The organism is Fictibacillus fluitans (genome assembly GCF_030418125.1).
GTDB lineage: Bacteria > Bacillota > Bacilli > Bacillales > Fictibacillaceae > Fictibacillus_C > Fictibacillus_C fluitans.
On record NZ_JAUHTR010000004.1, the window covers coordinates 76,644 to 92,782 of the forward strand.

The 16,139-nt window shown below is 47.6% G+C and carries 12 protein-coding genes; 9 read left to right on the plus strand and 3 right to left on the minus strand.

All coding sequences use genetic code 11. The features are described 5' to 3' along the window. The first annotated feature begins 25 nt into the window (after positions 1-25). The 5 genes from QYB97_RS09610 to QYB97_RS09630 all read left to right on the plus strand — a co-directional run bounded on the left by QYB97_RS09610 (position 26) and on the right by QYB97_RS09630 (position 7,473). Complete coding sequence (locus tag QYB97_RS09610) at positions 26-349, plus strand: hypothetical protein (protein ID WP_301165783.1); 324 nt, start codon at positions 26-28, stop codon at positions 347-349. Between the two features lie 90 nt (positions 350-439). Continuing rightward, the gene (locus tag QYB97_RS09615) at positions 440-667 is read left to right on the plus strand and encodes a hypothetical protein (protein ID WP_301165784.1); all 228 of its coding nucleotides are present in this window, start codon (positions 440-442) and stop codon (positions 665-667) included. Between the two features lie 206 nt (positions 668-873). Beyond that, a complete protein-coding gene (locus QYB97_RS09620; RefSeq protein ID WP_301165785.1) occupies positions 874-2,175 on the plus strand; it encodes an HD domain-containing protein in 1,302 nt (433 codons plus the stop codon). 11 nt (positions 2,176-2,186) lie between these two features. After that, complete coding sequence (locus tag QYB97_RS09625) at positions 2,187-2,693, plus strand: YwgA family protein (RefSeq protein WP_301165786.1); 507 nt, start codon at positions 2,187-2,189, stop codon at positions 2,691-2,693. Positions 2,694-3,135: 442 nt separating this feature from the next. After that, positions 3,136-7,473 (plus strand): S8 family peptidase, encoded by a 4,338-nt coding sequence (locus QYB97_RS09630; RefSeq protein WP_301165787.1) that lies wholly within the window; start codon positions 3,136-3,138, stop codon positions 7,471-7,473. A 58-nt stretch (positions 7,474-7,531) separates the two neighbouring features. Here the strand turns inward: QYB97_RS09630 and QYB97_RS09635 are convergent, their stop codons facing one another. After that, on the minus strand, positions 7,532-8,125 hold the full coding sequence (locus QYB97_RS09635; protein ID WP_301165788.1) for a TetR/AcrR family transcriptional regulator: 594 nt from the start codon (positions 8,123-8,125) through the stop codon (positions 7,532-7,534). Positions 8,126-8,211: 86 nt separating this feature from the next. On the opposite strand from QYB97_RS09635, the gene QYB97_RS09640 reads away from it, so the two are divergent. Then, entirely contained in the window at positions 8,212-8,757 is a 546-nt protein-coding gene (locus QYB97_RS09640) for a hypothetical protein (protein ID WP_301165789.1), read from the plus strand. A 25-nt stretch (positions 8,758-8,782) separates the two neighbouring features. On the opposite strand, the gene QYB97_RS09645 is transcribed toward QYB97_RS09640, so the two are convergent. Continuing rightward, entirely contained in the window at positions 8,783-10,096 is a 1,314-nt protein-coding gene (locus QYB97_RS09645) for an NCS2 family permease (protein ID WP_301165790.1), read from the minus strand. A gap of 208 nt (positions 10,097-10,304) precedes the next feature. Between QYB97_RS09645 and QYB97_RS09650 the strand changes: the two genes are divergently transcribed. Further along, positions 10,305-10,832 (plus strand): YwhD family protein, encoded by a 528-nt coding sequence (locus QYB97_RS09650; protein WP_301165974.1) that lies wholly within the window; start codon positions 10,305-10,307, stop codon positions 10,830-10,832. Between the two features lie 333 nt (positions 10,833-11,165). On the opposite strand, the gene QYB97_RS09655 is transcribed toward QYB97_RS09650, so the two are convergent. Further along, the gene (locus QYB97_RS09655) at positions 11,166-13,232 is read right to left on the minus strand and encodes a transglycosylase domain-containing protein (protein WP_301165791.1); all 2,067 of its coding nucleotides are present in this window, start codon (positions 13,230-13,232) and stop codon (positions 11,166-11,168) included. Between the two features lie 125 nt (positions 13,233-13,357). Here QYB97_RS09655 and QYB97_RS09660 point away from each other — a divergent pair, with 125 nt between their 5' ends. Together QYB97_RS09660 and QYB97_RS09665 are read left to right on the plus strand one after the other, a co-directional pair. Beyond that, on the plus strand, positions 13,358-14,647 hold the full coding sequence (locus QYB97_RS09660) for an amidohydrolase (protein WP_301165792.1): 1,290 nt from the start codon (positions 13,358-13,360) through the stop codon (positions 14,645-14,647). Between the two features lie 501 nt (positions 14,648-15,148). Further along, positions 15,149-16,084 (plus strand): ketopantoate reductase family protein, encoded by a 936-nt coding sequence (locus tag QYB97_RS09665; RefSeq protein ID WP_301165793.1) that lies wholly within the window; start codon positions 15,149-15,151, stop codon positions 16,082-16,084. Positions 16,085-16,139 lie beyond the last annotated feature (55 nt).

Genomic DNA, 16,139 nt, shown 5'->3' on the forward strand with positions numbered 1-16,139 from the left:
ACGAAGAGAATGGGAGGAAAATTCCTTGAATAGAAACTTATCGAAAACATTAAAATGGATTTCGGGAGGTTATGAAGCATTGCTTGGCTTTCCGGTTGTCGGCGGAGCCATTGTTCTCTCCTTTGCCTGGACACCCCTCGTCCTTGCCCTCGCGCTCCATATCGCAACCCTCGTCTTCGCTTCAAAAGAAGGCACCGCAAAACACGGAAGCATCATGGGCATTATCACCTCATGCATCGCCTGGATCCCCTTCGTCGGAATGATCATGCACATCATCACCGCCATCCTGCTAATGGTAGATGCCTACAAACAAGAAGACACAGAAGACCAAGTAATCGATACCCAATAAACCCAAAGAAGGCTCCCGCGGCCTTCTTTTTTTGTTTTTTAAGGAAATGTTTTTAAAAATGCTTCATTGAACAGTTGATTGCAGTGAAGGGTGCGAGACTCCAGTGGGAAAAGCGGGACAGATGAGACCAGGAAGGCGTTTCGCCGGTTCCGAGGACCAAGCGACGAGGAAGTAGGCGATTACGCCGGCCAGGCTCAGCGCCCGCCCACGGAAAGCGAGCATCCCGAAACGGAAATCAACTACCCTCAAGCACCATGGCTCTTTCAAAAAGAATCTTCTTTTTTGATAGAAGCAGAAAAAGAAAGCATGCAAGCGTAAAAGAAATAAAGATGTCACAAACCGCTTCTTTTGTTTGTTGTTTCATGGTTCGAAACCACGTAGAATAGGGTATACTTCACATGAAAACATTCAAATAACCTACACAATTATCCTTCTTTCGACAAGCTTGCCTGAGAAGGGATTTTCTATTTTTAGCAGAAATTTAAACATAAACTAATAGCGGCTGAAGGAGCATTTATTAAGATATGGCGAAAGAAATGGGTCAATTAAATGAAGAAAAGGTGTTCAAGGATCCGGTTCACCGTTATATACACGTAAGAGATGAGCTGATCTGGAGATTAATTGGCACGCGCGAGTTTCAGCGGCTTCGCCGGATTCGCCAGCTCGGCACCACCTACCTGACGTTTCACGGGGCTGAGCACAGCCGCTTCAGTCACTCCCTTGGAGTATATGAGATTACAAGACGCATCATCGAGGTGTTTCATAACCGTCCTCATTGGAACGAGGAAGAGCGGATGCTGGTGCTCAGTGCAGCCCTGCTGCATGACATCGGCCATGGTCCCTTTTCACATTCCTTTGAAAAGGTGTTCGGTGTCGACCATGAAGATTACACAAGAGCGATTCTGCTCGGCGACACGGAAGTGAATGAAATTCTTCGGATGCAGGGAAGCGATTTTCCGAAAAAAGTAGCGGAAGTGATAGAAAAGACCTATCATGACAAGCTCGTCGTCAGCATGATTTCCAGCCAGATTGATGCCGACCGGATGGACTATCTTCTCCGCGATGCGTATTTTACCGGAGTGAGTTACGGGAATTTCGACCTCGAGCGGATTCTGCGGGTCATGAGGCCCATGGAGGATGGAGCCGTCATCAAGGCGAGCGGCATGCATGCAGTTGAGGATTACATCATGAGCCGTTACCAGATGTACTGGCAGGTTTATTTTCATCCGGTTACAAGAAGCGCTGAAGTCATTTTAAGCAAAATTCTTCACCGGGCAAAGGATTTATACCGTGAAGGATACGCGTTCAAACAAGATCTTACACATTTCCGCTCTCTGTTTGAAGGGGAAATTACATTAGAAGATTACATAAAGCTGGATGAAGGAGTCATGCAGTATTATTTCCAGGTATGGATGGAGGAGGAAGACGGCATTCTTCGTGATTTGTGCCGCCGTTTCCTTGACCGAAAGCTGTTCAAGTATTCGGAGATGGTTGCTGTCTCTGAAGTACTTAAGCTGTCCGGCTACCTGGAAGAGGCGGGGATTGATCCAAAATACTACCTTGTGGTCGACTCTTCCTCAGATTTGCCGTATGACTTTTACCGTCCGGGAGAAAAAGAAGAACGTTTGCCGATTAACCTTTTAAAAGCCAATGGCGAAATACGCGAGCTTTCGAGGGAATCGGATGTGGTGGAAGCTATTTCGGGAAAAAGAAGAACCGATCACAAGCTGTATTATCCAGCCGATCTCATTGAGAAAATAGATAACAGCGAATTAAAGAAAAAAATAAAACACATATTGAAAAAGGATGAAACGGATTTACGTTAGGGGGAAAAAATGTGTTTGATGATCATTTAAAGGTCATAACCGTCATTAAGGAAGCGGGAGAAGTTGTTGGCCGAAAAAAACTGCAAAAAATGATTTATATTGCCAAGAAGCTTAACTTCCCTTTTCAGGAAAAGTACGAGTTTCATTTTTACGGGCCTTATTCCGAGGAGCTGACACTGCGCGTGGAGGAGCTCTGCAATCTGGGCTACCTTTTAGAGAAAAAGGAAAAGGTGAGCGGCTATTCGCAATACCGTTATTCCCTGAATGAAGAGGGAGAGGGCTTTCTGGCAAGCTATGGAACCAACATTCCAAAGCTCGGAGAGTGCATCAGGACGATGAACGAACAATCTTCGCGGTTTCTGGAACTGGTTTCTACCATTCTGTTCTTTTACCACTTGCCTGTAGAAGAAGTCACCGATAAAATTCATACCTTAAAAGCCAAGCAAAAATATACAAAAGAAGAAATTCAGGAAGGCTACAAGTTTATCAGCCAGCTTGAAGGCTGCATTTTGCAGTAAATTTCATTCCTGAACCAACTGACTCTCTGCAGAAAGTCAGTTTTTTTTGGAATCACATAGTTAAAAAGGCGGAGTTCAAATTGCCTATATAAGTAACAGAGGGTATTTGGACTCAGGTAAAAAGATGTAAAACTCCTTTGCTGAAAAAAATAGTAAATTTTTACCTGTAAAAATAAGCGTTAAGTTTGATGTGGAACTCCACCGTTAAAATCCATTTTTTCTTTTGAAGCAAGAGAATACTCATGATCAAATACCTATATCACACGTCCTACATTTTACTTATTTTTACAATATTGGTAATTTACAAGTAGATTCCATATTTTTCTTCCCTTATGATTAAGTTAACTTCCAGACTCTTGCGCAAAAAACTTTTTAGCAGAGGAGGGTGGTTTTTTTTATTGGTTAGGTTCGGTGGTAACTTTGAAGGGAGGACGTTCAACGAATGAAAGTCAAACATCTTCGCTTATTCAGTATTATCATGTGCCTTAGTCTGCTGATTCCTTTGCTGCTTCCGAAACAGGCGGCTGTGTCAGCGGAGACGAAGCCTTATGTCTCCATGAACAAGAGTAATGCCTCCGGGGGAGTTAAAGTCAGCAGCAAACTGAAAAAACAGTTCGGCGATAAGGAACAAGTGACGTTCCTGATCAAGTTCAAAGAGCAGGCGGATACGCAAAAAGCTGCAAAAGAAGCTTCGCAGCATGCGAAAAAGCAAAAGCTTAGCGCCTTTCAGACAGAACTGAACAAACGATCTGCCGTTGTTTCTTTATTGAGAGCGACAGCGGACCAAACTCAGAGTGGCGTTAAAGAATACTTAACGAAGCAGAAGAAGGAAGGGAACGCGAAAAACATCCGCTCCTACTTCATCGTGAACGGCATGGCAGTTACAGCAACAAAAGAAGTGATGGAGAAAGTATCGTCTTTTCCTGAAGTTGACAAAGTCCTTCCAAATGAAATCAGACAAATTCAGCCGGTAAAGGAAACGGGCGCAAAGCCGATTCCAACGGTAGAAGCTGCAAAAGCAGCAAAAAAGATTGAAAATCAAAAAGAAATAAAAGCTGATACGGCTTCAGTGGAATGGAACATTGACCGGGTTGGAGCACCGCAGGCTTGGGCGCTGGGCATTGATGGTGCCGGCACCGTGGTGGCCAACATTGACACCGGTGTACAGTGGGACCATCCGGCACTAAAAGGTAAATATCGTGGATTTAATGCGGCCGACGGCTCGGCTAACCATGAATATAACTGGTTTGATGCCACTGCCGGACGCAATGCGCCATACGATGATGACAGCCACGGAACACATACCATGGGCACCATGGTCGGCAGTGAAGGCAACAATCAAATTGGTGTGGCACCAGGCGCCAAATGGATTGCGGTCAAAGCGTTTACACCTGCCGGCGGGACGGATGCAGACCTGCTCGAAGCAGGACAATGGATTATTGCTCCGACGGATGCTCAAGGCAACCCTCACCCGGAAAAAGCACCCGATGTGGTTAATAACTCCTGGGGAGGCGGCCCTGGAATTGATGACTGGTATCGGCAAATGGTACAAAACTGGCGCGCGGCCGAAATATTCCCCGAATTTTCTGCAGGTAACACAACTTTAACAAACCCAGGGGGCCCGGGATCTGTGGCCAACCCTGCAAACTATCCTGAATCCTTTGCCACAGGGGCAACGGACATCAACAATGCACTCGCTTCCTTCTCTTTACGCGGACCATCTCCATACGGGGGCATCATGAAGCCAGAAATTTCAGCACCGGGCGTTAATATCCGTTCTTCCGTTCCTGGCGGGAACTATGAAGGAGGATGGAATGGAACCTCCATGGCCGGACCGCATGTGTCAGCAGCTGTAGCACTTCTGCGGCAGGTGAATGCCAGCCTTTCAGTAGCTGACATTGAACAAATACTTAAGGAAACAGCAGTTCCTTTAACAGACAGTGCCTATCCTGAAAGCCCGAATAACGGTTATGGACACGGACTCCTAAACGTGTTTGATGCCGTATCTTCCATCATCAGCGGGCTCGGGAAAGTAAAAGGAACCGTTTTAAAAGAGGGAGAGGATTCGGAAGCGCCGACCTACACGCATGAAGCGCCTCAAGAAACGTATGCGGGTATGGATCTGCCTCTCACCATCACAGCCAAAGACAACATCAGCATTTCCTCTGTCACTCTTCAATATCAGGATCGTGACGGAAATTGGCAGTCTGTCGAAGCCGATCGAACAGGCGGAAATTATGAGGAAGGCACCTATACCGCGATCCTTCCTGGTAATGCCATTGCCGTTTCATCCGTAACATACCGATGGAAGATTGTTGACTATGGCCAGCATGAAGTAACGACTGATTCTTATAACGTAAATGTTCTTCCGGGAATCACTGTCGGTTATTCGACTGATTTTGAATCAGAGCCCACGGGCTGGACGTCTTCCGGCACACTCAACACCTGGGAATGGGGCACACCGACTTCAGGACCGGGTAATGCAGCGTCAGGCACAAAGGTATACGCGACCAACCTTGACGGCAATTACGACAACAGCGCAAACATGGCGCTGAAAATGCCGCCAATCGACCTGGGTGGCGGTCCGGCATACCTTCAGTTCAAGCATTGGTTTGAGATTGAAAACAATTATGACTATGCTCAGGTTTTCGTATCAACCGATCAGCAAAACTGGACTGAAAAAGCACGCTTCACAAACAAGAGCAACGCATGGATCAACGGACAGGTGGATCTTTCGGAGTATGCCAATCAGCGCATCTATGTTGCCTTTAATCTGAAAACGGATGGCAGTGTGGTCAAGCCGGGCTGGTACCTGGATGACGTTAAGCTGGCCAGCGCACCAGCCACATTGAAAGATACGGGCAAACAGACGGCGGATGCAGATGTGAAGGACTCCGCGAAAGAAAAAGTGGATCCAAGCAAGATTCAGCCGGTAAACACGCTGAAAATCAAAAAAGCTGAAGGAAAAGGGCTGATGGCTGCACCGAACGGTCTTCCAATCCCGGCAGTTGTCAGTGTGCTGGAAACCGGACGTTCAACAACAACCAACCCTGCAAACGGCACGTACTCCCTGACTCACGCAGCAGGTGACTACACTCTCATTGCAGAATCCTACGGCTTCCGTTCGGCCAGGCAAAATGTCACCATTCCTGCAGACGGAGAAGTGGTGAAGAATTTCGTACTCGAAGCAATCCCTAAAGGCACCATTTCCGGTACGGTAACCAATGAACAAACCGGAGCGCCAATTAAGGATGCCACTGTTTATGTGGTTGAGGACGCTGCCGTTCAGCCGGTAAAAACCGATGCAAACGGCAATTACAGTTTATCGGTGTATGAAGGAACTTACACCCTTAAAGTCATGGCTGCCGGGTACTACGGAGAAGATACCCAGGTAACCGTTAATGGCAACGAAACGACAGACAAAGATTTTGCGCTTAAGCCTTTTATTACCGCTCCTGGCGGAGAAATTGGCTATGATGACGGCACAGCTGAAAATGCTCATGCTTTCTATGATGCAGGTAACGGCTGGGCAGTTAAAATGTCACTGCCGGCCGGAAAAGACCAGGCGGTAGTTACAGGCGGGAAATTCCGCTTCTGGGATACAGAATGGCCGGTACCGGGCGGAACCCGGGCACAAGTGGCTGTTTATGATGCAAGCGGCCCGGATGGCGCACCTGGCAAGAAAGTAGCAGGACCGATCAATTTCACCGCTCAGCGAAATGGTGACTGGACGACGGTTGATCTCTCCAGCTACGGCATTCAGGTGACAGGGGATTTCTATATGGTCTACTTCCAGGCGGACCCGAATCCGAATGCACCTGGTCTTGGAACCGATGAAAATGGAACAAATGCCGGACGAAGCTGGCAATATGTTGGCGGAGCATGGTCCCCATCTCCTGCAGATGAAGGAAACTACATGATCCGTGCCCTTGTGGATTATGAGGTTACCGCTCCGGTGATTACATCTCCAGCAGACGGCAGCTTTACCAATAAAGAGACTGTAAAAGTAGAAGGGCAAACCGTTGCTGGCGTGAAGGTCCATATTTTGAAGGACGGCAAGAAAGCGGCCGAAGCCACAGCTGATGATAACGGCAAATTTGCAGCGGATGTTACCCTTTCCAATGGAGAAAATGTACTGACCGCCAAAGTGGTAACGGACCGCGGAAGCACGGATGAATCCGCTCCGGTAAAAGTTACACTGGATCAGAAGAAGCCGGTGCTGACCATTGACAGCCCTGCAAATGGACTGAAAACAAACAAAGAAACGGTAACGGTAAAAGGCAAGGTTACAGAAGAGAATCTTGAATCTGTAAAAGTAAACGGAAAGAACGTCACCGTGAAAGATGACGGAACCTATTCTTACCGCATGATGCTTGACCTTGGTGAAAATGTGATCAAGGTAAAAGCAACAGATAAAGCGGGCAATGCAGTAACCAAACAGGTCACGGTCTACGCCCAGTTTGAAGAGCTTGTCCTCGAGAATGTGAAGCCGGATAAGAACAAGAGTCTGAAGGTCGGCCAATCCGTTAAAATCGAGTTCGACAGTTCAGAAGATCTGGATGCGACGTTTGTGATCCACATGCCTTTGACCAACACAAAAGCAGCCACATCCAATGCTACAGAGCTTCCAATGCGCGAAACGTCCCCTGGCCACTATGAGGGGTACTACACAGCGACGTCCAACGTCAGGGCTACGGGAGCAACGGTTGAAGTCAGGGCAGCAGACGATTACGGCAACACAGCAAGCGAGATTGCGAAAGGAAAACTGAATATTAACTAGCATTTTGCACAGAAAGAAAAGCCTGCTGAATGGTAATCAGGAGGCTTTCTTTTTGCGTTTATGGCAGGCAGAGTGACTGCAGATGCTTCGCCACCATGCCTTCACAATATTCGCGGGGGTAAAGAGTTGGATGAAGGATCATATGCAGAGCGAGGCCGTCAATGAAGACCAGCAGCCTGTCCGCTTCCAATTCCGCATCAAGTCCGGGGCGGGCCAGCTCAAGGTCCTTTAACCCCTGCGTGATATGAAGCATAACCTCTCTCATTTCGTTAAAAACGCTTGTACCGAGTTCGTGCAGATCAGGGTCGGAGAGCGACCTTGCCGTGAACGCGAACCATACCTCCATTTCCAGTTTTCTCTCCGGATCCACTGGAAGCAATTCGAGCAGCAAGGCCTTCATTGCTTCAAGCGGCGGCCCGTCATATGTTGTTTTTCCTATTCTTTCTTTTACACGGTCAGAGACCAGCTCCATGGAGAACGCAAGAAGCTCGGATTGGGTGGAAAAATAATGGCGCAGGGATCCGGCAGACACTGCGGCTTCCTCAGCGATTTTGCGGACGGTCGCCTGCTCCATCCCCTCCCGCTGGATTACTCTCCAGGCGGCTTCTGCGACTTTTTTTCTTTGTTTTTCGTGATCGACTAGTTTTGGCATAGTTATAGTATAACAGAAATTGTCTTTTTAATACAGTTGTGTTATATTGTTTTTAATACAATCGTGTTAAAAAAGAGGTGGACTTTTTGATAGGTTGGATGATTGTTGTCTGTGAGATTGCGTTTTGGGTTTTTGTGCTGGCCGGCCTGATTTCAAGGTATGTGCTGAAACGGAAGAAACTCGGTTCTATCTTTTTGCTTGCAACCCCGGTGGTCGACCTGGTGCTCCTGGCCGTTACGATTATTCACTTGAACACAGGGATAGCGGCTGATTTTACCCATTCCCTCGCAGCGGTGTACATTGGTGTTACGATAGGTTTTGGTAAACGAATGATCAAGTGGGCGGATGAGCGTTTTGCGTACCGGTTTGCGAATGGCCAGAAGCCAAAAAAGGTGAAGCACGGCCGTGCCCATGCAAGACATGAACGGGAAGGCTGGCTGCGCCATCTGCTTTCCTGGGGCATCGGCTGTTTGCTGCTAGGCCTGATGATCCTGCTGATTGGGGATCCGGCACGAACGGAAGAACTGACCAGAACCATTTACCTCTGGTCAATCGTATTGGCTGCAGACTTTGTCATCAGCTTCAGCTATACCATTTGGCCGAAAAAAGAAAAAAAGCAGGCTTCCCTTTAGATGGGGCCTGCTTTTAAATATTAGATTAGTGTGGTAAAAATGCGAGCTGATAGAAAAACAATACAGCGAACAGATAAACAAGGAATGGTACTTCACGCCATTTTCCCCGGGCAATTTTCAGCAGTGGGTAGGAAATGAAGCCAAAGGCAATTCCGGTTGCGATGCTTGAAGTCAGCGGCATGGTCAAAATAATGATAAATGCAGGAAATGCTTCGTCCAGCTGCTCCCATTTAATTTTACCAAGCGCTCCGAGCATCAGGCTGCCGACAATAATCAGTGTAGGCGCCGTGATGGCGGAAAGGCCGGAAATGGCATTCACAAGCGGCGAGAAAAAGGCAGCAAGTATAAACAGCACAGCAACGGTCACGGAAGTTAATCCTGTACGGCCGCCGACCGCAACACCTGAAGTTGATTCGATATAAGCGCTTGTCGGGCTTGTCCCGAGCGCCGCACCTACTGTTGTTGCAACTGAATCTGCAAGAAGTGCTTCACGTGCTTTTGGCATTTTATTATTTTTCATCAAACCAGCCTGTTCAGCGACACCGACCATCGTTCCTGTCGTATCAAAAATGGTCACAAGCAGGAAGGAGAAAACCACTGCGAACAATCCATACTGAAACACATCGGCAAAGGCGGTCAGCGGGTTGCCGAAGATAAATAAATCTTTTGGCATTTCAGGAACAGACATAAAGCCATTAAATTTTAACTGATGCGTAAAATATGCAATAATTCCAGTAATGATCATTCCGAAGAAAAGAGCGCCGTTCACATTGAGTGCCATCAGAATGAGCGTAATCGCCAAACCTGCCAATGCGAGCATGACAGATGGGGAGTGAAGATCACCGAGCGCTACCAGGTTTTCTTTATGAGCGGTGATGATCCCGGTCATGCGCATGCCGATAAAAGCAATAAATAGACCGATCCCTGCTGTAATTCCATACTTCAAATTGGCAGGAATGGATTCAATCAATTTTTCGCGAAAAGGGGTCAGTGATAAAATCACAAAAATGATCCCGGCAACAAAAACTGCTCCAAAAGCGGTCTGGTAGGAAATGTTGGTGTGAGTGCCTACCACGGAAAAAGCGAAATAGGCATTCAGTCCCATACCGGGAGCAATGGCGATCGGCAGGTTGGCGAACAGTGCCATCCACAAGGTTCCGACCACAGTGGCGATGATCGTTGCCATGAATACTGTATTAAATGGAACACCGGCTGAATGAAGCACGATCGGATTGACGACAACGATATAGACCATGGTCAAAAAGGTTGTGATTCCGGCAATCACTTCTTGCTTTGCGGTTGTTCCGCGTTCTTTTAGTTTAAAGAAAGATGAAAACATGGAAGTACCTCCAAAAATACGAACAATTTTTAAATACTTAATTATAATATTCGTTTTTAGGTTTCGATGCAACCCATTTATATTCTTTATTATTAGGTATTCTTGCCGCTTTTAAGTTCTAAGATACAAGACGAGCGCTTGCGGACTTAAAAGGAAGAGATTTGTGGTAAAATAAAAACAGAACTGATGTGATTTCGGGAGGTTTATGATGAAAGATATTTTCGGATCGAATCCAGATAAAAATAAAAAAGGTATGGGCTTCACTATTTTAAGCGGCGATTCCACCAGCGGCCATGGCGGCTATGGTGTAGGTGCACTCAGTCTGGACCACATGACACCTGTTATCGTGGATCCTGTCGACGGAGACGCCTATGTTGATATGGGTGCGATGCATGCCAGAAGTGACATCGAAAAACGGATTAAATTTACGCCTGACCGCTCGAATACACCGAACCCACGGCCATACTGGCTCGTATGGGTAACGATCAACCGGAATGAAGAAGGTCCTTACTACTATGGTGTGACCGCCTGTGAAATGCAGATTGATGTGGAGGCGCGCCGGGGTTATAAGAGTTTGCCGGAGCACGTGAACCGCATGGATAAATCGTTAAAGGGCCATATTATCGTGGACGATATGGACGACACGTCCAAAAGGCTGCTCGGAGAGTTTTTAAAGAACCACGATGAAGGAGTATTCAACCGCTCTTCTGCCGAAGTCAGGAAATTATTGCCATAAAATTGGAAGAGTTATGAACTCTTTTTGAACATTTTATAAATAACTTGTGACAATTCTCGTTCATACAGTAAACTGAAGCTAGCATTGCACACACAATGTTGCTAGGACAATAAACAGCCCGGGAGCTCTTCGTGAGCACCCGGGCTGTTTATTTTGTGTTGAGTTTTTATGAAAATGACGTGATATGCAAGTAAATCGTGTCGAACCGCAAGTATTTCGGCCCGTGCCGCAACTAAATCGTGTCGAACCGCAAGTATTTGGTCCGTTGCCGCAACTAAATCATGTCGAACCGCAAGTAATCAGCTCCGCACACGCTATAATCCCCCAAACTCATTAATGCCACCACGGAAATGCCTTCTGGAACCAGCCTTTTCGCTTATGATCGAGGCCGTCGGAGTTCATTGGGAGGTCGCCGGCATGCTCGTTGCAGTATTCGGTCGGTTCGGTTCCCTTAATATAGTAAGTTTTCTTTTTGACGGGGCAATTTTTCGTGGCAAGCTTCCCGTTTTTCGGGTTAATCATCACGCCTACTACCCCTTTTGGCTTCTTGAACGCCATTGCCGGTTCATTTTTTAAGGCATCCTCCATATAATGCACCCAAATTTTCTTGGAATAGCTGCCATCATTGATCCGGTTGATCTCTTTTCCCTGGTCGTATCCAATCCACACACCAGTTGTGAGCTGCGGAGTAAACCCGACCATCCAGCTGTCGGTCGGTGTGGAGCCTGATTTTCCAGCAGCCGGGCGGGTTAAATATTGATCAATGCTCGCGCCGGTAACCTTGGCGTAATCATTCAGCTTTTCATCAAACATTCCCTTCATTAGATTGGTCATGACGAATGCTGCTTTTTTGTCGAGCACTTGTTTTTGTTTGTAATGATGCTCATAAAGAACCCGGCCTTTGCTGTCGGTAATCTCCTTGATAAAAACGGGCTCCACCCTTTTGCCGCCGTTGGCAAACAGATTGTAGGCGTTGGTCATCTCCATCACGCTTACGTTTTTTGTGCCAAGCGCAAGTGATGGCACACTGGCGAGAGGGCTTTTGATGCCGAACTGCCGTGCCGCCTTGACCAGCTTTTTGGGCCCGAGATAAAGATTGGTTTTTACCGCATAAATATTGTCTGATAACGCCAGCGCCTCAGACAAGGTAATAAAGTCATAGGCATACAGATTGTTATAGTTTTTCGGTTCATAATCTTTTTGCCCGTCCCCCATCGCAAAGGATGTGGGCTCGCTCTTAATGGCAGTTGACGCTGTGTAGCCGTTTTTCAGCGCCGTATAGTACAAAAATGGCTTAAACGTGGAACCGGGAGCGCGTTTTGCCTGGATCGCCCGGTTGAACGGGCTTTCGGCATAGTTTCTTCCTCCCACCAGTGCTTTTACATCACCGTTTCTTGGATCCATGGACACGAGCGCCGTTTGGATCGAGGAATCTGAGTCAATCCTCTCTTCAACCTCTTTTTCGGCCGCCTTCTGCATGGAAACATCAAGCGTTGTATAGATATGAAGGCCGCCAAGCTCAATCTGCTTGGGGTCCATTTTCAGTTCTTTTTTCAGGACTTTCATCACTTCCGCCTGGAAGTAAGGTGCAATTTTTGGTTTTTGCACCTCTTTTTCGGCCACTATCGTAAGCGGCGCAGCGGAAGCTTCCTGTACTTCTCTTTTTGACAGGTAACGATTTTTCTCCATGGCCTTTAAAATGATTCCCTGCCGCTCTTTTGCGCGGTCCTCATGATAAAGCGGTGAGTAATAACCGGGCCCCTTTGGCACTCCGGCGAGCATGGAAGACTCAGATATACTGAGGTGGCTTGCATCCTTTCCGAAATAAAAGGCGGAGGCGCTCTGGATGCCATAGGTGCCGTGGCCGTAATAGATGGTATTTAAATAGCCTTCAAGAATTTGATTCTTGGAATAATTCATCTCCAGCCGGATGGTATAAAACGCCTCCATCCCTTTTCTGAGCCAGGTCTTGTCATGAGTTAAAAAGAGATTCCGGGCGAATTGCTGTGTGATGGTGCTTGCTCCCTGTACTTTTGCCCCTGCCCGGAGGTCTGCCAAAAGGGCTGCGCCAATCCTTTTAAAATCAAATCCGTGATGATGGTAGAAGTTCTTGTCCTCAATGGACAATGTGGCTTCGATCAATGCGGGGCTCATCCTGTTCAACGGCACCCATGTCCGCTTTTGCCCCGAGTTGCTGATTTCCCCGATTTCTTCGCCGCTGCTTGAATGAATCACGGTCGTTTGCGGTACAAGCAAAGGAGGCGGTCCCATAAATTTAGCCAAAAGAAGTATACCCGTCAGACAAACAGCCATGGCTGCGCACAAAATGGCAGCCAGTTTGCCCGCCAATTTTACTTTTTCTAATCTGCTGTACTCCTTCCATTGTTTAAGCCAGGACACAGAAAACCCCTCCTTATGATGATCTGTTTCTAGTATGGGATAACAAGGGCTCTTCTAAACGTGGGAGCAGGGGGAAATGTTATACTGTTTCCATAACGAACAAAGGAAAGCAGGAGGGTTATACATTGATTCTGAAGAATGCGCGCTATTTAATAGAAACGAACGGAACGTGGAGTGAACGGCAGGACGATTTGCTCATCGAAGGAAACACGATTCAGGAAATCGGAAATCTTGAACCGTTATATGCCCAGCACGAAGTATCGGATGTGAAGGATTATCTGATCCTTCCCGGTCTTGTCAACGGGCATCAGCATACACCGATGTCTCTGCTTCGCTGCTATAGTGATGATCTTCCGTTAATGGATTGGCTGAATAAAAAAATGCTTCCGGCGGAAATGAAAATGACAAGTGAGGACCGGTACTGGGGCGCGATGCTGTCCATCGCTGAAATGATAAAAAGCGGAACAACGGCGTATGCGGATATGTACATAGATATGGATACCATTGCAGGAGTTGTGCAGGAGACCGGCATCCGTGCTTCCCTTTCCCGGGGTATGATCGCCATGGATTCCAATTACAGTGACCGCATCGAAGAGTCTCGTAATCTTGTGAAAAAATGGCACGGACAGGAGGATGGGCGAATTACCGTGATGATCGCGCCTCATTCCCCTTACATGTGTCCGCTTGACTTTTTGCAGGATGCGGTGAAGCTGGCCAAAGAACTGAACGTACCACTGCACACCCACCTCGCAGAAACGGCGGATGAGCGGAACATGATCCAGGAGCGCCATAATATGAGCCCTGTTGAATACCTGCAGCAGGCTGGCTTCTTTGATCAAACACGTGTCAATCTTGCTCACGGTGTGCACTTCACGGAAGATGATCTGACCATACTGGAAGGACTCAATGGCGGTATTATCCACAATCCGGTGAGCAATGCAAAGCTCGCCTGCGGCACGGCGAATCTTTTGGAGCTTGCCAAAAGAGGAATCAAGGTCGGTCTCGGCACCGATGGACCTGGCAGTGCGAGTACACTGGACATGTTCATGGAGATGAAGGCCGCTGCATGGATGCAGAAGCTGCTGCAAAAGGATGCTTCGGCACTTCCGGCACATGAAATATTGACGATGGCAACGAAGAATGGAGCAGAAATCCTTGGAATCGGCCAAGAAACAGGAAGCATTGAGGTTGGTAAAAAGGCGGATCTGGTGTTGATGAACATGAACCAGCCCCACCTGGTGCCTGCCCACCAGGATCCTTCCCTGTTGGTATACGCGGCCGCAGGACAGGATGTGGATTCGGTCATGGTTGACGGCAAATGGATCATGAAGCATCGTGAACTGCTGACGATGGATGAAGAAAAAGTAATGTTTGAAGCGAAGAGCCGGGCGGAAGACCTGATCAGGCGCGTTTAACCGGAACGGACGCTTATTAATTTTGAAAAAATGCGTATGAATAAGGCAGAAATGCTGCAAAATAAAACCGCTGGCATGCAGGCCAGCGGGGGCAATAGTGGGTCTTCCCCAGGACGGCCGGCTGCCATTTAATCAAAACGAAAAAAGATAGACCGTTTCCGTGAGTTGGGGCTCCGTGGGCGGTCTATTTTTTATGCGACATCACAGAAACGATCAGTGACGCAAAAGAAACGGCAAACATCAGCGCTTCAACTGTAGTCAGAGGCACCACCCCCTTTCGTGCAAAGCCTGTACACGATTGGTTGCAGCTTGCTAAAGAGAGTGCGCCGACCACCCAAGGGACCTTTTACTATTGTCTTCCCAGTATGGCCAACTTGTGTGCCGTTGCATTCAACTTCAAAAAAGAAAGCTGCTGCCGGGCGGTTCTTTTGGGCATCACAGGTTTCCTGCGGTACTATAAGAGAGAGAAATTTCTGACTATAACAAAGGCAGGGTGATAACATGAATATTGTAATGTTTGGAGCAGGGGCGCTTGGAGCCTATTATGGAGGAAGATGGGCCGAGGCGGGGCAGAACGTCTCTTTTTTGGTACGGGAAAAGAGGAAAAAGCAGATTGAGGAGCAGGGCCTTAACATCCACAGTGTGGCCGGTGATTATCAGCTGGAAAATCCGAAGCTGATCGTTGATCCCGACGAGGCAGAAGCATGTGATCTTCTGGTGCTCTCAGTGAAAGGCTATCATTTGAGTGAAACTCTTCCCGCCTTGAAAAAATTTGTTGCCAGGGGAGCCAGAGTGCTGCCTCTGTTGAACGGGATCGAGCATATTTACAAACTCCAGGAGGAGCTGGGCGAAGAGGCGGTGCTTGGGGGATCGGCATTTATTATTGCTACTCTTGATGAAAAAGGACATCCCGTACATACAAGTGAATCGCATGATATTGTTTACGGGCCGCTCCACCCTTCTCAGGAAAAGCTGTGCACAGAGCTGGAACAGGTCATGCAAAACAGCAACATGAACGGAATCTTGAGCGGTACAATCAGTAAAAGTCTTTGGCAAAAATATATGTTCATCACCGCTTTTTCAGGAGTAACAACGGCCGCCAACCTGCCTATAGGAAGAATCAGAGAACAAGAAGATACACTGTTGCTGTTCCGGTCAGTGCTTCAGGAAATGAAGAACCTGGCAAATGCTTTCGACATTGATTTGGGAGACAAGGAAATTGAGGAAACGATGGGCCGGGTCAGCGGCCTCTCCTGCGAAGCTACTTCTTCCATGCACCAGGACAGGCGAAAGGGTTTGAGCCTCGAAGTCGACCATCTTCAGGGAGGGGCGCTCCGCCTGGCAAAACAATGCGGGCTCCGTCTTCCTCATATCGAAACGCTGCACGCATTGATTAAGCCCTTTGAATCAGGCAATCTTACAACAGAAGCAAAGTAGGATTCCCTTTCTGAGGGATAAGCAGGGTTTAGCATAAATTGCGTGTGGAATAACA